The organism is Staphylococcus sp. EG-SA-15 (assembly GCF_017151895.1).
Lineage (GTDB): Bacteria > Bacillota > Bacilli > Staphylococcales > Staphylococcaceae > Staphylococcus > Staphylococcus aureus.
Map to the genome: position 1 here is coordinate 83,475 of NZ_JACVZN010000001.1, position 24,248 is coordinate 107,722.

Annotated in this window: 17 protein-coding genes and 1 pseudogene; 4 read left to right on the forward strand and 14 right to left on the reverse strand. The window is 31.1% G+C overall.

What is annotated here, in order from left to right:
* Nucleotides 1–8 precede the first annotated feature (8 nt).
* Nucleotides 9–950: a beta-ketoacyl-ACP synthase III gene (locus tag IDG64_RS00410; RefSeq protein ID WP_001100523.1), complete on the reverse strand. Its 942-nt coding sequence runs from the start codon at nt 948–950 to the stop codon at nt 9–11.
* A gap of 294 nt (nt 951–1,244) precedes the next feature.
* On the opposite strand from IDG64_RS00410, the gene IDG64_RS00415 reads away from it, so the two are divergent.
* Nucleotides 1,245–1,430: a YjzD family protein gene (locus IDG64_RS00415; protein ID WP_000682089.1), complete on the forward strand. Its 186-nt coding sequence runs from the start codon at nt 1,245–1,247 to the stop codon at nt 1,428–1,430.
* Nucleotides 1,431–1,686: 256 nt separating this feature from the next.
* Here the strand turns inward: IDG64_RS00415 and IDG64_RS00420 are convergent, their stop codons facing one another.
* The 5 genes from IDG64_RS00420 to IDG64_RS00440 all read right to left on the reverse strand — a co-directional run bounded on the left by IDG64_RS00420 (nt 1,687) and on the right by IDG64_RS00440 (nt 5,812).
* On the reverse strand, nt 1,687–2,121 hold the full coding sequence (locus IDG64_RS00420; RefSeq protein WP_000769689.1) for an MAP domain-containing protein: 435 nt from the start codon (nt 2,119–2,121) through the stop codon (nt 1,687–1,689).
* Between the two features lie 310 nt (nt 2,122–2,431).
* The gene (locus IDG64_RS00425; protein ID WP_000695342.1) at nt 2,432–2,947 is read right to left on the reverse strand and encodes a YbhB/YbcL family Raf kinase inhibitor-like protein; all 516 of its coding nucleotides are present in this window, start codon (nt 2,945–2,947) and stop codon (nt 2,432–2,434) included.
* On the reverse strand, nt 2,931–4,049 hold the full coding sequence (locus tag IDG64_RS00430; RefSeq protein ID WP_001037444.1) for an MFS transporter: 1,119 nt from the start codon (nt 4,047–4,049) through the stop codon (nt 2,931–2,933). The genes IDG64_RS00425 and IDG64_RS00430 overlap by 17 nt, the downstream gene beginning before the upstream one ends.
* Nucleotides 4,042–4,683, reverse strand: coding sequence for an L-threonylcarbamoyladenylate synthase (locus IDG64_RS00435; protein ID WP_000404422.1), 642 nt, complete (start codon nt 4,681–4,683; stop codon nt 4,042–4,044). Before IDG64_RS00435 ends, IDG64_RS00430 begins: the two co-directional genes overlap by 8 nt.
* Nucleotides 4,667–5,812: a LeuA family protein gene (locus IDG64_RS00440; protein ID WP_000619363.1), complete on the reverse strand. Its 1,146-nt coding sequence runs from the start codon at nt 5,810–5,812 to the stop codon at nt 4,667–4,669. The genes IDG64_RS00435 and IDG64_RS00440 overlap by 17 nt, the downstream gene beginning before the upstream one ends.
* A gap of 109 nt (nt 5,813–5,921) precedes the next feature.
* Here IDG64_RS00440 and IDG64_RS00445 point away from each other — a divergent pair, with 109 nt between their 5' ends.
* Nucleotides 5,922–6,791, forward strand: a complete 870-nt coding sequence (locus tag IDG64_RS00445; RefSeq protein WP_001047066.1) for a LysR family transcriptional regulator — start codon at nt 5,922–5,924, stop codon at nt 6,789–6,791.
* A 58-nt stretch (nt 6,792–6,849) separates the two neighbouring features.
* On the opposite strand, the gene clpB is transcribed toward IDG64_RS00445, so the two are convergent.
* The 3 genes from clpB to IDG64_RS00460 form a co-directional block, all read right to left on the reverse strand.
* Entirely contained in the window at nt 6,850–9,459 is a 2,610-nt protein-coding gene (gene clpB / locus IDG64_RS00450) for an ATP-dependent chaperone ClpB (RefSeq protein ID WP_000353947.1), read from the reverse strand.
* A 202-nt stretch (nt 9,460–9,661) separates the two neighbouring features.
* Nucleotides 9,662–11,476 (reverse strand): acyltransferase family protein, encoded by a 1,815-nt coding sequence (locus IDG64_RS00455; protein ID WP_001044230.1) that lies wholly within the window; start codon nt 11,474–11,476, stop codon nt 9,662–9,664.
* Between the two features lie 547 nt (nt 11,477–12,023).
* Entirely contained in the window at nt 12,024–12,332 is a 309-nt protein-coding gene (locus IDG64_RS00460) for a metal-sulfur cluster assembly factor (RefSeq protein WP_000390575.1), read from the reverse strand.
* A 113-nt stretch (nt 12,333–12,445) separates the two neighbouring features.
* Between IDG64_RS00460 and IDG64_RS00465 the strand changes: the two genes are divergently transcribed.
* A complete protein-coding gene (locus IDG64_RS00465) occupies nt 12,446–13,270 on the forward strand; it encodes a Cof-type HAD-IIB family hydrolase (protein WP_001182436.1) in 825 nt (274 codons plus the stop codon).
* Nucleotides 13,271–13,321: 51 nt separating this feature from the next.
* Nucleotides 13,322–14,638 (forward strand): CoA-disulfide reductase, encoded by a 1,317-nt coding sequence (locus IDG64_RS00470; protein ID WP_001124509.1) that lies wholly within the window; start codon nt 13,322–13,324, stop codon nt 14,636–14,638.
* A 170-nt stretch (nt 14,639–14,808) separates the two neighbouring features.
* Here IDG64_RS00470 and IDG64_RS00475 read toward each other — a convergent pair whose 3' ends face one another.
* The 5 genes and pseudogenes from IDG64_RS00475 to addB form a co-directional block, all read right to left on the reverse strand.
* Entirely contained in the window at nt 14,809–15,198 is a 390-nt protein-coding gene (locus IDG64_RS00475; protein WP_000902811.1) for a YisL family protein, read from the reverse strand.
* Between the two features lie 314 nt (nt 15,199–15,512).
* A pseudogene (locus IDG64_RS00480) lies at nt 15,513–15,794 on the reverse strand (transposase); the annotation flags it as partial.
* Between the two features lie 224 nt (nt 15,795–16,018).
* The gene (locus tag IDG64_RS00485; protein ID WP_000670752.1) at nt 16,019–16,921 is read right to left on the reverse strand and encodes a fumarylacetoacetate hydrolase family protein; all 903 of its coding nucleotides are present in this window, start codon (nt 16,919–16,921) and stop codon (nt 16,019–16,021) included.
* A 165-nt stretch (nt 16,922–17,086) separates the two neighbouring features.
* A complete protein-coding gene (gene addA, locus IDG64_RS00490) occupies nt 17,087–20,740 on the reverse strand; it encodes a helicase-exonuclease AddAB subunit AddA (protein ID WP_000154912.1) in 3,654 nt (1,217 codons plus the stop codon).
* Nucleotides 20,741–24,217, reverse strand: a complete 3,477-nt coding sequence (gene addB / locus IDG64_RS00495) for a helicase-exonuclease AddAB subunit AddB (RefSeq protein WP_000172372.1) — start codon at nt 24,215–24,217, stop codon at nt 20,741–20,743. It abuts the gene before it with no gap.
* Nucleotides 24,218–24,248: the final 31 nt, after the last annotated feature.

Genomic DNA, 24,248 nt, shown 5'->3' on the forward strand with positions numbered 1-24,248 from the left:
TTATCCTCCTATTTTCCCCATTTTATTGTCATTGCGCCCCAAGTTAGGCCGCCACCGAATCCGACAAGAACAATTGTATCATCATCTTTGAGTTTACCATTTTTTAATTCTTGATCGATACTTAAAGGTATTGACGCAGCTGAAGTATTTCCATATTTATTTACAGAAACACTCATTTTGTCTTTTGAAATACCTAAGCGTTCTCTAGCTGATTCCATAATTCTAATATTAGCTTGATGAGGAATAAATAAATCTATATCATCTGATGTTAAATTCGCTTTTTCAACTACACGTGTTGATGCATCACCCATAATTCTAACAGCAAATTTAAATACTTCTCGACCATTCATTTTCAGTTTACCAGTATCTTTATCTAAATATAAATGTTTACCACCAGTGCCATCAGAACCCATTTCATAACTTATAATACCTCTGCCTTCTGAAACTTCACCGATGATAACCGCACCTGCACCATCTCCAAATAGAACTGCAGTAGAACGGTCAGTTAAATCTGTTATTTTAGATAATTTATCTGCACCGACAACTAAAATATTATGATAATCTCCAGATTGAACATATTGTTTAGCTGTAATCATTGAATACATAAATCCAGAACATGCTGCAAGTTGATCCATAGAGGCAACTTTGCCCGTCCCTAAACGTTCTTGCAACATATTTGCGACAGTTGGAAATGGCATATCTCCAGTTGCTGTGGCAACAATTATCATATCTATATCTTCGGGCTGAATACCAGCGTCAGCGATTGCTTTTATACTTGCTTCATATGCTAAATCTGAAGTATCTTGATCGTCATCTGCCCAATGTCTTTCTTTAATTCCAGTCATCTTAGAAATCCATTCATCAGATGTATCTAAAAATTGCTCAAAATAGGCATTGTCAATAATCTTTTCTGGTGCATATGCACCAAAACCTTTAATACCCACGTTCATAGTTGAACACCTTCTTAATAAAATTTTTAATACCAGGTATTAATTTAACATAGATTACTTTTTAAACTCAAGTCAGAGGTAGGAATATTGACTAGTTAATAAAATTTTAATGCTTTATTATCGTCAAATTTCAATATGAAATTGGTTTTAATGCGCTTAAATTAGAATAGCCTTTCAGATAAAATCATTTATTTAAACTGTATAATATGGTCAAAATATATGAGATGTTACTATACAAATTTCTAACTTTCACTTAAAATAAAATATATATAATTAAAGTGGAGGTAGAATGACATGAAACACCTCGTAACATTCTTTTGGGCATTATTATTAATGCAAATGGTTAACTTTGTACTTAATAGCCTAGTAGGTGGAGACAGCTTAAATGTAGTGAATCCAATTATCATGGCAGTATTGTTCACGATTTTCACAGCAATTTTTGCTGCAGTAATTAAACCGCCGAAAGATTCATCACAATAACTATTTAGTATAAAATGAAATATGTCTTTCTTATTATTGAAGCTGCCCAGATAAAGGCGGCTTTTATTTTTGGCCATTAATGTTTTGTATTTTGAATATTTTAAAGCTCAATGACCTCTAACCCATCACTTTTAAATTTAGAAAAAGCCTTAATACAAAGATGTCATTTACGAGTAATCTTTGTATCAAGGCAATTATATTATAATCATCACTGTAAAATTAAATGCTTCATGTTGAATTTGATAATTTTAAGTGTTTATTTAGTTTTTACATTAATATCAATTTGTTTAATTGAATTTGAATCAAACAAGTTTGCTGTGTAGCTATCTTTCTTAAGATCCACTTCTTTTTTACTACCATCTTTCCAAGTAATCGTGTAAACGGCAGATTTTGCATTTCGAATCTTCTCAGGTGTTACACCGCGTTCATCATATAATAAAGCTTTAACTTTATTTCCTAAATCTAAATATGATAATTGGCTATCTTTTGGTAAATTTAAGTAAGATTGATTGAAAGCCATAATGCCATCTACTGCAATTGTATATGGAACATTTTGCATTTCTTTAGCTTTTTGAGTTGCCGGTAGTTTGTCCTTTTCTGCTGCAGATACCTCATTACCTGCCACAGTAGCGCCAGTCGTTGCGATCATGCCCAGTGCCAAAGTTACAGTTATAAATGATTTTAATTTCATATAATCTCTCTCCTTTGTGAGTTAAAGTATCTTACAAAATCAATATAACACAAATTGAAAAGTTTCAAAAATTATAAGTATGTAAATTGTTTACTTGTTTTTAAAAATAAATTTTAATTAATGTAAAAGCTATAATTGTTAATACTTTCTATTTTTTCAAATAAATTCACATTACAATAACTAAGTTTACATTTCTTAAATTTAATTACTTCTTTGCATTATAGCGAACGCCGTACCTAATATATAAATTAAAACCTTTGTTTCTTTGTACTTTTAATTGAACATTTTTATATTGATGAGATATTTAGTATTAAATTTTTCTTCCTATAAGGTTAATACTTGTTTGATCAATTTTATGTTGATTTACTTCTTTTAAAAATTCATTCAAGTAGAACCCATTCTTCAAATTTAAAGAATGATCTAACGCATAAACTGTTAATTCATATTGATGATCTTGATCAGGTGGTGTAGGTCCTACATAGTGATTTTCTATTTCTGAAAAATCTTCAGCCAACAACCCACTAGTAAAGCTATTTTTACCTTGTACATAGTCACCCTTTGTTCTTGATAAATCTGCTTTTATAGAAATTGAATTGCCACTAACACTTACATTAGCAACACTCCAATGAATCCATGCAAAGCCACACACAGGAATTGCATCATAGTCAATTAAAGACCAAGCAAGATATTTAGTCCCTTCCGGTAATTCAATTACTTCAAATGGAAATGACTTAATTGGATTCCCGTTAATAGAATCACTCACATCTGCACCTGCTGCGTATTCATATGGTATATTGTTCCCTTTAAATTCAGTTTTTATTTTCATGTTGCTCTCTCCTTGTAAAATAAAATATTATTATTAAATATATAAAAATTAATAACGAAATAAATAATATTAAGTATTGAATAGTTCCTATTGTATATAAGTAACCACCCATAAGTAAAAATGCGATATTAAAAATAAAATATAACGTTTCTGCATAATTAAGCATCACTCTTAAGTTACTACTGCTAGAAAGTTTATTTATAGTTTGTGGACGAGTTAACCCTGAAGAAATACCTAAAAATATCATAGAAATAGTAACTGCTATGAAACTTTGATATGTATATATTATTAAAAATATTACTAAACAAATTTCTGACACAAACTTATAATTCAAGTATTTAGTTAAATAACGTGAAGATACAAAACCCATAACTGTGTAACAAGTTAATACTGAAATAAATTGTAAATTATTCAGTTTTAAATCATTATATATATTAATTGGAATAAATCCTATAAAAAATCCTAATATTAACGCTCTTAAAAAAGAATAATGCAATATCCAAAACTTCTCTTCTGGTAGAAATTTCTTTATCTTTCCCTTTGTTTCTCCTATTAAATTTAATTCCCTATTTTCAACTAATGTGCATCGAATAATTATAATTGTTAGAATTGAAAATATACTAGTCATTATTATAGGCCATTTAATATTTATTCCATAAAGATAACTACCTATAATCCCTGAAATTAATAATGATAGGAACATATAGCTATTTGACTTATTTTGTACGTATTTCTCATTTGTTATATTTCTTTTAATTATTGCGGTATCAACACCCGCCATCATTGAGTAACTTAACCCTAATAATATTTGTGCCACTACTAAAATTAAATATTGATTTTGATATAATAACAACAATAAACCGATGATTTTGAATATTTCACTAACAACTAATTTATTAGAATCTTTTAAGTTACAAATTTTAAAACACTTCTCTTTGTATAGAGAGAATAAAAATGCTGCAATGCCATAAGACGCCATTAATATTTCTAATTGTATTATGGAATAACCTTGAATCAAAAAGTAAATTAATAAAAACGGTAAATAAAAGTATGCTCGTGAAAAAATTCGGTATAAATAAATCCCAAGTATTAACTTATTCATAAATAATACCTGTACCTAGTCTTTCTTTTATTTCTTCAAACTTTATATCTCCTTCTCTTAATAATTCAATTTTATTATCTGTCACTTTAATAATCGTACTAGATGTTTTATAGTTAGTTTTATTTTGACTTCTTAGCATATATCTTACATTTTCGCCCATGTGCTTAATTGCTTCATTTTCAGTTATTAAAATATCATCGGCAGTTCCAGATATATTTGCTGAAGTAATTGCTATAGGTGAATTAATATATGAAATAAATCTTCTCATCGTTTTATTTTGTACACATCCTATAGCTATACTATCTGAATTATTGAGCATATAATTATAGCTTGTTTTATTTTTTAAAATAATATTTAATGGTCCAGGCCAAAATATTTCAACTAGTTTATCAACTATTTCCGTATTTTGATTATCTCCATACAATTTCCAATCCTCTGGCTTATCAATAAATAATGATAATGGCTTATCTTTCGATCGCTTTTTATATTCAAATATTTTATCGATACAAAGATCGTTGTTAGGTAAACTACATAAATTATAATTAGTATCAGTAGGAACAATCACTGGAAAACCATCTTGTAATTGTAAATAAAGTTTTTCAAAACTTTTTACAGAATCATTTAAAATTTCCATCTTTACTCCTCCTTTTTATTATCTGAAGTAAATCCACTGTATCTTCAGGTGCTACTTCAGGTGAAAACTTGTTCACAAGTTTATAGAAAGAAATACTTTCATCAATTTCTTCAGTGTTAACTATTGATTTAAATTTATTGTGCAAGATTTTCTTACTAGAAATATTACTTATTGGAAACTGAACAACTTGTGAATTTTTCAATCCTAAATCACTAGGAACTAAATATTGATACATATTTATATTTTTTTTAGAACCATCTTGATGAATTCCTGATTCATGTTTAAATATATTTTCACCAATTATAGGTTTGTTTTCTGATATTTGAAAATCGAGAATTTTAGAAATATTAATACTAGTTTTATATACGTCGGGTAAAGTGAATTCCGTACTTTCTATTTGTTTTTTTGTCAAAATAGTAATTATTTCCTCAATAGAAGCATTACCCGCTCTCTCACCAATTCCCAAAAATGTAGTTTCTATTTGCTTTGCACCATTTAAAATTGCAGCTAATGTATTTGCAGTAGCCAACCCTAGATCGTTATGACAATGAGCAGAAAAAATTATGTTAGAATATTTTTTTACAAAGTAATTAAAAATATCTCCGTATTCTAATGGTGTCGAACATCCTACAGTGTCCGCAAATGTAACTGTTCTAACTTGATATTTTGAAATAATTTCCATGTATTCTTTCAATTTTTCTCTAGAAGTCCTTGTTGCATCTTCAAAACAAATATCTACTCCTTTTTTATCTTTCTTTAATATATCCAAGCAGTCTTTGATTTTCTGAATATAATATTTATTTGAAAAATTAAGCTTTTCTTTTATATGCAAGTCAGATATTGGCAATAGTATTTTTACCACTAAATTATGAATTTTCAATTTGACTATTTTTTTTATTTCTTTTTCATTAAGCCTAGTCAATACTACTAATTCTTTTTCAGGACTTAAAATGTCTCTGAATTGATGAATATTAAATTCATCCTCGATAGTTGTACACATGCCTACTTCAACAGAATTTATATTTAACTTGTTAATTTGTTTCAATACTTCTTTTTTTATAATTAGACTTTTTCGAACATTACTTTGTTGCATACCATCCCTTATTGTATTATCTTGAATTCGAATCATATTACTTCACCCCCTCGATAACCTCTGATATAATATTAATATTATTTTTATGCAATAAAAATTAAATATTATCTAATGAATTATTAACTTTTTTGAAAGAGGTAAGTTCATGAATTTAGATTGGTACTATACATTTGTCATTTTAGCGAAGACGTTAAACTATCGATTAGCTAGTGAAGAAATTAATCTCACTATACCTTCTATACATAAGCAAATTAAAAATTTAGAACAGCATCTCAATGTGAAACTATTTGAAACTTATAAAAATCAAATTATCTTGACTGAAGATGGTCATACATTTCTTCCAATTGCGCAAAGTTTTATTGAACAATATGAAAGTGGCATCAAACATATCCAACTTAAAAAAACGATGTTTCAATCGAAATTAAATGTTGTCGTGTCTTCATATATCGCGACATTCATTATGCCCAAATTTTTAAAATCTTTCTTTAACGAGCATCCTTTTATCGATGTTTCTCTTCATGTCAAAAATGAAAATATTGAAAAAGATATTAATAATCATACGTATGACATCGGGATTAGCAGAAATCAACCTAAACTAAGAGAAGTTCATTCTGAAAAAGTATGCGAAGGTAAAATTGTATTGATTGCTCCCAATAAAGAGAATAATCATCTTCTAACTGAGGCATCTTTATTTGAAAAATACAAAATAATAAGTGATAACCATCCAGAATATTGGTCATCACTTAAAAATAATATTTTAAATATTTATGAAAAAGCACAATTTCTATCTATCAATGATGTGCATACTTCAATTAAATTAATCGAAATGAATCAAGGTATATCATTCCTGCCTCTTTATATAACAACAAATAGTGATTACAATATTTCGGTTATTAACACGAAAATTTTACAAGCACCTATTTCATTTACATATATATACAGCAAAAAAGAAAGCCCAGAAATATTGGTGTTTATTAAATCATTTAAAAAGTATATTGCCAATGAACAATTATAATAAATTTCAAATCTAAAAAACCAAGAATGCGATTAATCATCACATTCTTGGTTCAATTTTATTCATGAATTTTTTCAACATTAAACGTTAAGTTATTGTCTGAATTTAAATTAACTTTAATCGTTGTACCTTCTGGGAATCCCTCTTTAATCATCATACGTGCTAATGGTGTTTCAATTTGGCGTTGTACAAAACGTTTTAATGGTCTTGCACCGTATTGAGGTTCATAAGCTTCTTGACCTAGCCAAGCTTTAGCATCATCAGAAACTTCAATTGAGATTCGTTGTTCTAATAATCTTATATTTAATTGCGTTAAGATTTTATCTACAATCATACTCATGTCATCAATAGATAATGGTTTAAATAATACGATATCATCCATACGATTCAAAATTTCTGGTTTGAAATATGCATTTAAACTTGTCATAACAGCTTTTTCTGTTGATTCTGTAATTTCACCAGTCTCTTTTACGTTTTCTAATAAAACTTGAGATCCAATATTACTTGTCATAATAATAATAGTATTTTTAAAATCAACGCTACGTCCTTTAGAATCAGTTAAACGGCCTTCATCTAAAATTTGCAATAATACATTAAAGACGTCAGTATGCGCTTTTTCAACCTCATCTAATAAAATAACTGAGTATGGATTACGACGAACCGCTTCAGTTAATTGACCCCCTTCATCATGTCCAATATATCCTGGAGGTGCCCCTATCAATCTTGATACTGCATGTTTTTCCATATATTCACTCATATCAATACGAATCATATGTTTTTCAGAATCAAATAATGATGCAGCTAATGATTTAGCTAATTCAGTTTTACCTACTCCAGTTGGACCTAGGAATAAGAAACTACCAATAGGTCTGTTTGGATCTTTAATACCTGCTCTTGCTCTAACTACTGCATCTGAAACCAGGTCAACTGCTTTATCTTGACCTACAACACGTTTATGCAAGATGTCACTTAAGTGAAGTAATTTTTCACGTTCTGTTTCAACTAATTTTGAAACTGGTATGCCTGTCCATTGGCTGACAATATCGCCAATTTCTTCGTCTGTTACAACTTCACGAATCATTCGATCTGTATCTTCACCTTGCTCATCTTGGAAATTATCCTCTAATTCTCTAAGTTCTTTTTCCAATTGAGGAATTGTTCCATATTGTAGTTCAGCAGCTTTTTCTAAATTGTTATTTGTTTGTGCATCTTCCAACGCTTGTCTACTTTCATCTAGTTGCGCACGTTTTTCTTGTAAATTTGCTATTTTTTCTTTTTCTGATTCTACACGAGATTGAAGTGCTGCTTGTTTCTCTTTTTCATTGGCAAGCTCTTCTTGTAGTTCTTGTAATCTCTGTTTGCTCGCATTGTCAGATTCATTTTTAAGTGCGCTATCTTCAATTTCTAATTGCATGACACGTCTATTAACTTGATCCAATTCAGTTGGATTTGATCCCATTTCCGTACGAATTGTTGCACATGCTTGGTCAACTAAATCAATCGCTTTATCTGGTAAAAAACGATCAGTGATGTAACGATCAGACAATTCAGCGGCAGCAACTAAGGCTCTATCTTGAATACGCACACCATGATACACTTCATATCGTTCTTTTAAACCACGTAAAATTGAAATTGTATCTTCAACATCAGGCTCACTAACTGCTACTTTTTGGAAACGACGCTCTAATGCCGAATCTTTTTCAATATATTCTCGATATTCATTTAAAGTTGTTGCACCAATACAATGTAACTCTCCTCGTGCTAACATTGGTTTTAGCATGTTGCCTGCATCCATGGCACCATCTGTTTTACCAGCACCTACAAGCATATGGATTTCATCAATAAATAATATAATTCTACCATCAGACTCTTTAACTTCTTTTAGGACTGCTTTTAATCTCTCTTCAAATTCACCACGATATTTAGCGCCCGCTACTAATGCGCTTAAATCTAACTCAAAAACAGTTTTATCTAATAATGATTCTGGCACATCTTTCTTAACTATACGTTGCGCTAATCCTTCAACAATTGCAGTTTTACCAACACCTGGTTCACCAATGAGCACAGGGTTGTTTTTAGTTTTACGACTTAAAATACGAATCGTATTTCGAATTTCTTCATCTCTTCCTATAACAGGATCCATTTTACCTTGTCTAACTTCTTCTACTAAGTCGCGGCCATATTTAGCTAATGCTTCGTAATTAACTTCTGGATTTTGTGATGTCACGTGATTTCCCCCTCTTACTTTTTTAATAATTTCTTTGATAACTTCTACTTTATTATTTATATAATGTTTTGTTGTTTGATCAATGTCCATTGCCGAACGTAAAATATGCTCCATTGAAATATATTCATCTTCATATTCTTTCATGTATGATTCAGCCTTAGTTATCAATTGGTTTGCTTGTTGGCTAATATATTGACCATATTGTATATTGTCACCTTCTACAGATGCATACGTGTTTAGTTTGTCTTCATAAGCTTTGTTTAATTGATCTACCTCAATATTTGCTCGTTCTAAAATACTTTTATATAAGCTTTCACTTTCATTTAAGGCAGCGCTTAAAATTGCCTCAATTTCTATATTTTGTAATTTATGTTGCTGACTCAGTTCAACTGCTTGTTGTAAAGCACTTTGAACAGCATATGTCATTTTATTTATATCCATATAATTTCACCTCTAATTTGTAGAGTTGGTCAAGTTGCACTTTTGACTTTGACTTTCTTTGACCTTAATTATATTATAGTCCCAATATAATCATTTATCAACTCTTTTACACTTAAATTTCCTAATATTTGTAAATATTTTTTTGAATAAAAAAATCTAGCTAATGTTACGTTACACATTAACTAGACTTATTAAACATATGTTATTTCTTTTTAAGTGCTTTTAATATTTCATCTTTTAAAGCTAGGACTCCTTTGTACTCTAAATGTACACCGTCTGGTGCAAAATATTCACTATGTCCTTGTGATCGCTTATTCCAATCAATTAATGTGACATTGGACTTTCGTTTCGCCGCGTCAGCTAATAATCGATTTACATTTGCCTCATAAATTCTTGGAACACGTGTATTAACTAAATAAATCTTGGCTTTTCCAAATTGATTAAGTAAATCGTCGAGCTGTTTGACAGTAAAGTCGCCATTTGTACCTAATTCTAATACGACTTGATCAGATGATTTTTTATATTGTGAATAATTCGCTTTAACTAAAGGTAAGGTTTGATACAATTGACGCCCTACTTTTCCATCAATTCTAGACTTAGGAACTGATGACTTAAATGACTCACCGATATCAACCATTACTGAATCACCGATTAAAAGAGGTTTAATATTATTATATACGTCGGAAGATTCCTTTTTCTTCTCACTTACTAAGCCATCAATGTGAATGTTATCAATTGGTGCTATCCGCATTAAATAATTATCTTCAATAGTGGTATCAAAGCTATTCGCTTTTTCTCCAATAATGTCTTTACCATATTTATTGAATGCACCTACTAAAATCAACATAAATGGAATTAACAAGGTTACTACAATTGCCATTCTTATAAATTGTGGTATATAAGAAGGTCGCCAATTTAAAGCTTTAATACCTTCTTTTCTAAATGGAGTTTCTATAAAGCGATATGATAGCTCTGCAAATATAATTGTTAAACTTATATCTATAAAGTACACATATACAGGTATCTGTCCATCTACATAGTAACTATGTACGAAACTAATTACTGCAAAATGCCATAAATATAAACTATAAGACCTTTTCCCGATAAATACTAACACTGGATTTGAAAATATCTTCGCTATCCATGTAGATGGATGAACGACACTGGCAATAATAAATAACGTTAATATGGATATTAAATAGAAACCACCATCATATATCCAATTCGTCTCATCATTAATAATGAAAAATAATAATATAAGTACTATAAATGATAAACTACCTATGCTATCAATAACATATTTTACAACTTTAGGTGGATCATTTTTCAATTTAAACGGTGGCCATAAAAAAGCTAAAATAACACCCAGTAACAATGTCTGTAATCTAGTATCTGTACCAAAATACACTCGTGAATGATCCCCATTAATACTGTAGATAAACATCATTAACCCTAAAGAAATTATTGATACTCCCCAAAAAATAAATCCTATTTTGTATCGCTTTTTAATTGTTAACAATAATGTAACCAAAATAACTGGGAAAAATATGTAAAACTGTTCTTCAATTGCTAAAGACCATAAATGCTTTAATGGCATAAATGAAAATTGCTCAAAATAATTAACATCTTTTGCTATATACCACCAGTTTGATACATAAAATATCGCAGCAATAATATCATGTTTAACCCTAATGATATTATCTGATTTTAATAATAAGGTTGCTGTCCCTACAACCATTAATAAAACTATGACTGCTGGTAATAAACGTTTTAAACGACGTATCCAAAAGCTTTTCAATTTAATGATACCTGTGTCATCATACTCTTTGAGTAATAAGCTTGTAATTAAATAACCAGAGATCACAAAAAATGTATCCACACCTAAAAAGCCACCTGTCAACCATTGCTTGTTTAAGTGGTAAATAATAATTCCTAGAACAGCGATTGCCCTCAAACCATCGAGCCCTGGCATATATCTCATTTTCTTATACTTTGTAAAACCCTTTGTTTTGTTCATTTTTGCATTCTTCCCTTTTAAAACTGTTCTTCTTAGATGCTTAATTAAATTTAGTTATGCTGTTTAAAAGAATATTGAAATGCATATGTATATTATTGAATTACGACATCATCAAAATCATATTGACTAAAATACTGTTAAATTAAAAAAATTACCAATGATGATTCTTACTTCGAAATCCAATTTGTAATGCAACTCGGCAACTTAAAAACTATGAAGTATTATGTATTGTAATATAACTGTAATATAAATTCAATTTATTATAAAAATTTTCAAGAAAATATTCAACTAGAAAATGAATTGCGCACTCTTAGAAGTGCAAGTCACTGTCTTAATTCATATTTTTTGAAACAAGTTAGATATAAATTTTCAAAATGAAATCAGAACCTAGAACATAAATAAGGCTCCCTTCAAAATTTTCATTTTTCAATGTCTACTTTGAAGGGAGCTTATTCACAATGAATTATACTCTACAATGTTATATTGACTGCGGGGACCCAACACAGAGAATTTCTAAAAGAAATTCTACAGGCAATGCACGTTTATGTTAGCTCACACCAAGTGCAATCTTAGCGTAACGTGACATCATATCTTTTGTCCAAGGTGGACTCCATACGATATTCACTTCAGTATCCTGTATTTCAGGAATCTCTGCTAATACTGTTTTAACTTGATCAATAATTTGAGGTCCCATTGGACATCCCATTGATGTTAAAGTCATATCAACTGTACATACGCCTTCATCATCAACATTCACTTTGTATACTAAACCTAAATTAACGATATCAATTCCTAATTCAGGGTCAATTACCATTTCTAATGCACCTAAGATACTATCTTTCAATGCCTCTTCCATCCATATCACCTCTTTAATGTCATATTATTCATAATATATCAAATATCCGACAAAACGCCAATAAAATGCTATGATGTATCTATATGAACTAAGCAACTTATGAGGAGAGAGATATGCAACCACATTTAATATGTCTAGACTTAGACGGAACATTATTAAACGATAACAAAGAAATTTCATCATATACTAAACAAGTATTAAATGAATTACAACAACGTGGACACCAAATTATGATTGCGACTGGCAGACCTTATCGTGCAAGTCAAATGTATTATCATGAATTAAATTTAACGACACCAATTGTTAATTTTAATGGCGCTTACGTACATCACCCTAAAGATAAAAACTTCAAAACTTGCCATGAAATTTTAGATTTAGGCATCGCACAAAACATTATTCAAGGATTACAACAATATCAAGTATCGAATATTATAGCAGAAGTGAAAGATTATGTTTTCATTAACAATCATGATCCAAGATTATTTGAAGGTTTTTCAATGGGTAATCCAAGAATTCAAACTGGTAATTTACTTGTCCACTTGAAAGAATCCCCTACCTCAATTTTAATTGAAGCCGAAGAAAGTAAAATACCTGAAATCAAAAATATGCTTACTCATTTTTATGCCGATCATATTGAGCATCGACGCTGGGGCGCACCATTCCCTGTCATTGAAATTGTAAAACTTGGTATTAATAAAGCAAGAGGCATTGAGCAAGTTAGACAATTTTTAAATATTGACCGAAATAATATTATTGCATTCGGTGATGAAGATAATGATATTGAAATGATTGAGTACGCCCGCCATGGTGTTGCTATGGAAAATGGTTTGCAAGAACTTAAAGATGTAGCGAACAATATTACATTCAACAATAATGAAGATGGCATTGGTCGATATTTAAATGATTTCTTTAATTTAAATATTAGATATTACTGTTAATTTATAACTAATCATTTTATAATATTTTAAAACAATAGGAGGTAAGTTACGATGCCCAAAATAGTCGTAGTCGGAGCAGTCGCTGGCGGTGCAACATGTGCCAGCCAAATTCGACGTTTAGATAAAGAAAGTGACATTATTATTTTTGAAAAAGATCGTGATATGAGCTTTGCTAATTGTGCATTGCCTTATGTCATTGGCGAAGTTGTTGAAGATAGAAAATATGCTTTAGCGTATACACCTGAAAAATTTTATGATAGAAAGCAAATTACAGTAAAAACTTATCATGAAGTTATTGCAATCAATGATGAAAGACAAACTGTAACTGTATTAAATAGAAAGACCAACGAACAATTTGAAGAATCTTACGATAAACTCATTTTAAGCCCTGGTGCAAGTGCAAATAGCCTTGGCTTTGAAAGTGATATTACATTTACACTTAGAAATTTAGAAGACACTGATGCTATCGATCAATTCATCAAAGCAAATCAAGTTGATAAAGTATTAGTTGTAGGTGCAGGGTATGTTTCATTAGAAGTTCTTGAAAATCTTTACGAACGTGGTTTACACCCTACTTTAATTCATCGATCTGATAAGATAAATAAATTAATGGATGCTGACATGAATCAACCTATACTTGATGAATTAGATAAGCTGGAGATTCCATACCGTTTAAATGAGGAAATTGATGCTATCAATGGAAATGAAATTACATTTAAATCAGGAAAAGTTGAACATTACGATATGATTATTGAAGGTGTCGGTACTCACCCCAATTCAAAATTTATCGAAAGTTCAAATATCAAACTTGATCGAAAAGGTTTCATACCGGTAAACGATAAATTTGAAACAAATGTTCCAAACATTTATGCAATAGGCGATATTGCAACATCACATTATCGACATGTCGATCTACCGGCTAGTGTTCCTTTAGCTTGGGGCGCTCACCGTGCAGCAAGTATTGTTGCCGAACAAATTGCTGGAAATGACACTATTGAATTCAAAGGCTTCTTAGGCAACAATATTGTGAAGTTCTTTGATTATACATTTGCGAGTGTCGGCGTTAAACCAAATGAACTAAAGCAATTTGACTATAAAATGGTGGAAGTCACTCAAGGTGCACACGCGAATTATTACCCAGGAAATTCCCCTTTACACTTAAGGGTATATTATGACACTTCAAACCGTCAGATTTTAAGAGCAGCTGCAGTAGGAAAAGAAGGTGCAGATAAACGTATTGATGTACTATCGATGGCAATGATGAACCAGCTAACTGTAGATGAGTTAACTGAGTTTGAAGTGGCTTATGCACCACCATATAGCCACCCTAAAGATTTAATCAATATGATTGGTTACAAAGCTAAATAAATGAATCATGCGATTCAATCTAATCTTAATTGTCTAGGTTAGAATTATGTTGGACTGGTACTACTATCCAGTCCATTTTTTATGTTTAACATTTTTAGAATCAAAAAAGACATAAGGTCTTGGACTAATAATTGTCCATGCCTTATGTCATATACTATATGTCTTATCAATTAGCCAATACCGAATAATTTTGATATAGGCCCTAACGGTAGAATGACACCTAATACCATTGTGATGATAATTAATGCAATTGTTATCCAAAACATTGTGTGACTTTGTTCATGTCTCTTTCTTTTAGCAATCGACACTTCCATCAATCCAACTACTGCAACACCACACAGCATTTTCAATGTAAGCAACATATGATTTGCCCCGCCATTCATAAATGACTGAATTAATATCCAAAATCCTGAAATTAACGTCAACAGCATAAATAAGCGTAAAATCATGTGCAACGGTTTGAAATATGGCGTACCACCTTGATTTTTTGAAATGTTTAAGTATGTAGCGATAAATAAAATAATCGCTAATACCCAACTTAATATATGTAAATGTAACATACTGATTCCCCCCACTTTAATAATTTATATTATTAAATTAAAGCTTCTTGGGATTAATACCCACTTGCTTGTAATTTAATCATGATTTGATTATACACGAATATATATTCTACCACACTTCTATATTTGAGAGGAAGAACATGACATTTTATTCCTTATTAGAATATTGTGCATCTGCTGTAAAATAATCAACTACTTCTTAATATCAATATTTCACTTTCATCTCAAAATGGTAACATTATAAACAATTATCTTTAACACCTTTTTAGAAAAGCAAGAAAAAACCAGGCTGGGACATTAAGTTCTTAGGCAATTTAAAAAAGCTGTTTTCTATTAATTATTTGATAGAAATCAGCTTTTTTGATATGTATTTTATAATGTACAGCTCGTTGAGCTGCTATTTTCCTTATATTAAGTACCATTAATACAAAACCTAGCTCTCGTTTAACTTTATTTATTCCTCGAACTGACATTCTAGTGAAACCCAAAATAGCCTTCACAAATCCAAAAACAGGCTCTACATCAATTTTTCTTTGACTATTGATTTTTTTCGTTTCTGGTTCAAAAAGCTTTTGATTAATTTGGGCATTAAAGTATTTCAAAGTAAAATTACATGTTAATACGTAGTATTAATGGCGAGACTCCTGAGGGAGCAGTGCCAGTCGAAGACCGAGGCTGAGACGGCACCCTAGGAAAGCGAAGCCATTCAATACGAAGTATTGTATAAATAGAGAACAGCAGTAAGATATTTTCTAATTGAAAATTATCTTACTGCTGTTTTTTAGGGATTTATGTCCCAGCCTCGCTTTTTAAATGATAATTATTTAGCGATATAAGTTGTCAGTGTTCCAATATTATCAATAGTCACTTTAACTTCATCACCTGGTTGTAAAAATTTAGGTGGTTGCATACCTGCACCAACGCCTGCTGGTGTACCAGTTGCAATAATATCTCCCGGATGTAGTGCAACATATTTTGAAATTTCTTCTATTAATTCATCAATTTTAAGAATCATTTCGCCAGTGTTACCATCTTGTCTAATTTCATTGTTAACTTTTGTAACAATATTTACATTTTCAGGTAATGGTAGTTCGTCTTTAGTAACGATATAAGGACCCATTGGGCAACCGCCAGTTAAACTTTTTGATAAAAATGCTTGATCTTGTTCACTTTGTGCTTTGCGATCAGTGATATCGTTAATAATTGTATAGCCGTAAACATAATCTAAAGCTAATGCTTTTGGAATCTTTTCACCAGACTTACCAATAACAATACCTAATTCACCTTCATAATCTAATTGATCAGTAATATCTTTATGATTTGGAATTGTTGCATTATCTCCTGTTAAAGATGACGCTGCTTTTGTAAATACATATAATTTTTCTACTTCATGATTTAATTCGTTCGCATGATCTTTGTAATTTCTACCAAAAGCAATCACATTATTCGGAGGTGTTACTGGTGGTAAGAATTCAATGTCATTAAATGAAATTTTATAGTCTTCAGCTTTGCCGCTATCTTCTGCTGCTACAACTGCTTTACGTACTTGTTCTTGAAAATCTAAAGTATGATTTTGTTGTAAACCAGCTAACAATGTTTTAGGATGGAAATCTCCTTCTGCAAAGTCAGCAAATACTTGTGTTAAATCCCATACAGCATCTTCGCGTTTTACTTTAACGCCATATGAAGTTTTGTCATTATACTTGAATGATAAGAATTTCATTCATTCTCAACTCCTCATCTTTATCTTAATTCACATTATAACTTTTTTCGTTATCAAATAACAAATAAATAAGTAAGACAATTTTGAAAATGAGTTGTGTTCATTCTGCTACATGGGCTTTGCACTTAATCGAAATTATTTTTTATTCTTTTGAAAATCAAAATACTACAGTTGCAATGTACCAAATTTGAAGAAGTATAAATAACCTTTAACTTCTTTATTAAGAATCGTTTGAAGCGTATTTTGATAATATTTCATCTGTATCTTATATTTATTTTTTAATTGTGTACCAATTTCTTCATCTGTCATCCCACGACGACGATTAAATGCATCGGTTTTATAGTCTACAAAATAATGCACACCATCTTTAACAAAGATTAAGTCAATCATACCTTGAATAATTGAGACGTCTTCATCTCCTTGTGGCAATTGGTCAACTAATGCTTGGTTAACTACAAACGGTAATTCACGATATACTTGCTCTGCTTCAGCAATAATCGAATATAACTCACTATTGATAAATGTCATTAATTCATCCATACGGATATCTTTTTTCGCATCTGCTTCGATAATATGTTTATCGATTAATCCATCGATATACTGATGTAACTCAACTTCAGATATGCGTTCTTTTTTGAATGGTAAATGTTGCATCACTGTATGCATTAACGTACCAATTTCATTCGCTTTTCGTTTACCTTGTTCACTTAGAAATTTAGGTCGTTCATACGTTGAAAAACCGATACGATATTGTCTTACTCGTTCGTAACTTGTGCCACTTTCTTCTGTTTCATATTGCCTTTTCAATTCAGAAACAGATTGTTTTGATGGCTTTTTAGTATCATTTACATATGGATATTGATAATCAAGTTGGTGTTTAATTTGTGCTTTAACATCCTCATTACCATTTTGCATAGTTTCTAATTGATTAACCGAACGATATTCATTATTATCTAAAATGGTTTCTGTAGACACATCTTCAAAGTATATAATTGAAATATTTACATTCGGACGACTACTATCTTCAACTTGTGCTATATCTTTTTCAAATTTTAAATCATCTGGAATTGACGCAGATTGATGTTTAGATAAAATACTATAAATAAGATGGAACGGATTTGGTGAAGTTAATCGTTCATTGACAGCAATGTGCTCACCAGAAATAGACAATTGCTCTAGTTCTAGTAACGATTTATCATTTTTCACTCTACCAATTAAATAAAGTTGTTCTTTCGCTCTTGTTAATGCTACATAGACTAATCGCATTTCTTCTGACACAAGTTCTTTTTCGGCAACAGCTTTATATGCAACCGAAGCTAAAGATGGAAATGCCATTTCTTTATCCACATCAAAATAATCCATTCCGAGACCAAATTGCTGATTTAAAATAACTGGTTGTTTCAAATCACGTTTATTAAAATCTTTTGACAATCCAGAATAAATGACAAATGGAAACTCTAGACCTTTACTACTATGAATTGTCATCATTCTAACAACATTATCGTTTGGACCAACTACATTTTCCTCACCAAAATCTTTGCCTCTTTCAATCAATTCATCGATAAAACGAATAAATTGATATAAACCTCTAAAACTTGAATTCTCAAACTCGATAGCTTTATTAAATAAACCATAAAGGTTTGCACGTCGTCCACGTCCACCAATAAGTCCACTAAAGTATTGAATAACATAATGATCATTATAAAATTTATCAATTAACTGATACACCGGATGATCTTTACTATATTGTTGGTAACTTTGAATATCTGATAAAAACATTTTTAATTTATCAACTAAAATAGCATCTGCTGCTTCGTCATTAATGTAATTTACAATCGATTGATAGAAGTAGTCATCATTTGGACTCAATATTCTAATTTGAGCTAATTCGTCTTCTTTGAACTGATATATAACGGAGCGCATTAACCCAACTAAATAAATATCTTGTAATGGATTATCTATCGCTCTTAAAAATGATAATACTAAGCGGACTTCTGTTTGTTCAAAGTAACCTTCACGACTATTCACATGGAATGGAATATCTTCATTTTTAAATGCTTGTTGTAAATTGCGAGCTTGTCCAAAGCTGCGTTCTAGAATAACGATATCTTTGTATGTCGCACTTCTATAGCTTCCTGTTTTCATGTCATAAACTTTTTGATGTTCTAAGATATCTTTAACTTGTTCTACTATAAAATGCGCTTCTTGTTCACTACCAGTTAAATCACTATGTTCTTGATCCGCTTCAACAAGCACTTTTAAGTTTACTGGATGGTCCGATTCATCATATGGTGCACCATAATACAACTGTGCCGCTTCATCATATTTTACTTCACCGACTTGTTCATCCATCATATGTTTGAATATATAGTTAGTCGTTGACAGTACTTCTTTTCGAGAACGGAAGTTTTGCGACAAATCAATTCGACGTCCAGTGCCATCTCCATCTATAGTAAAGCGTTGATACTTTTCAATAAATAAACTTGGATCAGCTTGTCTAAATTTATAAATGGATTGCTTAACATCTCCAACCATAAATAAATTACCATTATGTTCATCACCCGTTTTGATGCAAGATAGTATTTTCTCTTGAACTCGGTTCGTATCTTGATACTCATCGACCAATATTTCTTGGAAGTGTTGACGGTATGATTCGGCAATTTCTGAAGGCGAACCATCCTCATTAGTTAAAATTTGTAATGCAAAATGTTCATAATCAGAAAAATCCAAAATATTTTTGCTACGCTTTTTTCGATTGAATTCTGACATAACATCTTTCACAATACGCGCAAGGTACTTTACTCGTGGCGCCAATTGTTGCATATCAGCTTTCAAATCATCAGCTTCTCTTGAAAAGTAATCACTCTTCACTTTATCAATTAATGATTTATATTTTTTATATTGAAGTTTAGCATCTTCTAAGGCATCGACCATCATTTCATTTGCTTCTTTAATTTTCGCTGTTACATTAGGCAAACGCGCGCCAAATTCGTGACCAGTTAAATAAGGTATATCAATAAAGCCACCTTCTAAAACACGCCCCATTAAACGTCGTTCATCTTCTATAACAGCTAAATGTTTATCGACGCTATCCATCATACTAAACAAATCATACGCCTTATTTAAAGCATCATAGGCAGCTGTGATAAATACTTTAGATAAGTCTGTTAGTAGTTGAATAAGTTGCGCTTGTTGTGCTTCTTCTTCGTATGGTGTCACCAATTGATCCAACCAATTTATAGGATTTGGATTTGCAACGCTAAAGAAATACAATTGTTTAATAATCATTCGAAACTGATCATCACTTCTATCTGAAGACAATTGCTCTGTTAATTCAATAAAAGCAGGATCAAGGATATCGTAATGTTGTTCTATGACCTCATCTATCGTTTGTTCTAATAATAAAATATTTTCAGCTTCACTGCTTGTTCTAAAGTTCGGGTCAATATTTAATACATCATAATGCTGTTGAATTAATTTCAAGCAAAAACTATGAAGTGTAGATATTTGTGCTTGATGAATTTTGATGCGTTGGTTTTTCAAGTGTGCATTTGCAGGATCAGCAATCGATGCCTCTTGAATACGTTGGTCTACACGATGCTTCATTTCACGTGCGCTTAAGTTTGTAAACGTTACGACTAAAAGTCGATCGACATCAATGCCATCACGTAAAATCTTTTGGATAATACGCTCAACTAGTACAGCTGTTTTACCTGAACCTGCCGCGGCTGCAACAAGTACATCTTGTCCAGTTGCGTAAATACTTTGCCATTGCGCGTCAGTCCAAATCACGCCTTGTGGTTTCTCTGGAATTGTCATCTATTGCTCACCCCCAAATTCATCATTAATGTTAATATTTTGAATTGCTTCAATTGGATTTATTGTTTCATCTACAGTTCGATATCGCTTACTATCAATCATGCCATCTACATGACATACCGATTGATAACTACAAAAAGCACATGGCAATTTTTGTTTGTACTTTAATGGTGCAACTTCAGTATGTCCATCCATAATATTTGAAGCTGTTTCTATAAAATTCTCTTTGTTATGTTGGATGAATTTATAAATCGTTGCCTCATCTGCCACTTGGCTGCCTCGTTTACTCAAAGAGCCATCTTTATTCAAACCAACTGGTACAATATCTGAAGTGAATTTAGGTTCTAAACGAATATCCAATGCATCAATAACAGTTTGGTCTGCATTCACTAAACCACTCAGCTTAAACTTTTTAATTAAATCTTGTTCTAGTTTATCTTCATCAATATCAGACCATGATTTAAATTTAATTCTAGGTTCATGTACATGGAAGTATAATAATCCACCTGGTTTCACAATATCTGTTAATCCAAGGCGTTGTTTATTTTGTAAAACGATATCCATGTATGTCATCATTTGCATTTGCATACCATAATATACTTTCGTTAAATCAAGTGTCGCACTACCTTCAGAGGATTTATAGTCAATGATATTAACAAAACTTGTATCATTCTTTGTATACGTATCGATACGATCAATTTGCCCTCTAATATTAATTGGAATACCTTGAGTTGTCGTTAATGTTTGTGCAATTAATTCGTCATTTGTTCTTGGTTTCCTTCTAAAACTTGTCTCAAAATGTTTTGGCATAAACTTTGAATACGTGCCTTGATATTTTAATGCGCTTAGTGTTGTTTCTATAATAGCGCCAATGCGTCTTGATAAATAACGATAGTAAGCTGAAGAATTTAATAAATTAAACTGAACTTTAGGTAAAATTTCTTCCAATGCTTCATTCGTTAATTGTCTTATTTTTTTCAGGTCTAATTGTTTAAAATCGCCATTAATACGTTCAGATATATATTTTAAAACAGAATGGAAAATATCACCTAAATCAAAGTTTTGAAGTTCATACTTCGTTCGCTCATTTAGTTTCAGACCATGTGACGCATAGTGTTTAAATGGGCATTGTTGATAACCTTCAAAACGAGATACACTGGCATTGATTTCCTTACCATATAAATCTTTAGACAACGTTTCACCTAATTTTACAGTTTCATTGTCAAACGTTAATGCTGACATTAAATAATCTAAACCTTGATTTAAATGATCGCTATCTCTAATTACTTGATAAGCATCTAACCAACTATCAGCCACAATTTCATCATCTAACCAAGCACGCAATGCTTCAAATAATGTAATTTTGGTTTGCTTAGCATGTTGCATTAGTGACAATGGGTTAACTTCATGGTATTGAGGAATGTTAGTAATTTCCAATTGGTTGAACAATGATTGAATTTGATTTAAAAATGGGCTGATCTCCTTATCATCACCACTTGATCCCATTAGACTGTAAGAAAATGTAACATCTCCCTTAGCTCTAGTCATAGCAACATAACAAACAAATGCTTCATCCATCTGTAAAATATCTGATGTTGGACTTAACTCGACATTAGCCTGCTGTTCAAAGTATTTCTTTTCTTCATCTGTAATCAAGCTTGACGCAGTTACTGGTTGTGGCATCGTACCATCATTCATACCTACTAAGTAAACATGTTGCTTATTATCGACTTTAGCCAAATCCATCGTACCAATACTTACTTGGTCCAATGTTTGCGGAATCATAACAAATTCTAATTGTTCTAAACCAATATCAAATACTTCTAAGAAACGTTCCATCGACATTGGTTCATCTCCAAATACTAGAACTAAGTCATCAAGGATTTGAATTAAGCCATTCCATATTTGATCAATTTCCTCCGCCTTTTCATGATTACCATTTAAATCAAGTTCATCTCGCTCTGTCATCAATTGATTTGGCAGTTCGAAATATTCCATACTTTCATAAAAAGCAGTTGCAAAATCTTTTACAGTTTCCGCTTGTGACATTTGCTTTTCAAAATGTAAAATTTTATCAATGACATCTTTCTTTAACTTAACGACTTGTTCAAATGTGTTACGTTCATCTTCGGTCAGTTTATGCGCTTTACGCCCCATTTTGCTAAAATGTTCGACATTAAATAGCTCATCATCTAACCAACGTTTACCGTATATACCACGTTCAAGTACAAAATTTTCAAGTAAATCAACTAAGTATGCACTTTTTAGATATGATGCCGTTAACACATCAGTCTTCAATAAGCGTAGCATTGGATTCACTTGCCAATTAGATTGAATAACTTCAATCAATGAACGAATCATTTCCATGACCGGATGATGTGTCATCGAACGCTTTGTATCAATGTTATAAGGAATATTATAAAGCGGTAATATGGAATCAAATAAATAAGCATAAGACTCGTCACGATATAAAATTGCAATATCTTGATATCGTAATTGCTTATCACGAATATCAACGATGATACGTCGCGCAATTTCATTTATTTCCTCTCTCATAGTCGCAGATTCTAAAATATTGATATGACCTTGACATGCCACTCGATTGATTTGAAGTGCATCAAATTCTTGTTCAAGATGCTTTAAATCTTGATTATTGAAGCGATATAAATGCTTGAAATATTGACGTTCAATAGAAATATTGAGTTCATTTGCTATTTCTTCAATATGTCGTAACACTTCCGATGGTTTTCTAAATAAACTAAATTGATCGTGGTTACCATCTGTCGTCAATATAATTGTGACACTCTTCGCATATTTAATTAATCCTTTGATTATTAAATACTCAATCGTTGAAAAGTTGTGAAAACCATCAATATATATATCAGCACGTTTTAGCCACTCTGATTTCGGCATACAATCAATAAAATATTGTAATGAATCCTCACCCGTAATAAACTCGTTTTGAATGCGTTGTTCGAACTCACGGTATATTAAAGCAATATCCTCTAACTTATTTTTAGTTCGAGTTTGCATATTTTTATCAGCAATAAAGTGTTCTAAATGTTCAGGCGTTACTGCATATTTTTTAAAATCTTGAATTTGTTCTGTTAATTTTTCACTAAACCCATAATATTTTGCTTGTGATTGATAAAGTTTTAAATACTTTTGTTGTTCTTGAACAATGTTATAAATCATCATTTCCGTTGCAGCTTTAGATAACTTTTGTTCGCTATAACTACCAACTTCTTGGAAAATACGATGACTTAATCGTTCAAAATGCAACACTTCTGTTCTTAAACTACCATTTAATTCCGGATCATTGACAAAGGCTTGTTCTAATTGAAATGTACTTTGAGTTGGCGCAATTAAAATGATTGGATCGCCGAGTGGATCCTGTTTCATTTTTTGTTTTATTTCAGTTAACATTTTCGTAGACTTACCTGTTCCCGCTCTACCTAAATAAGCATGTAATGTCATGACAAACCCTCACTTCCTTTGACACATATTT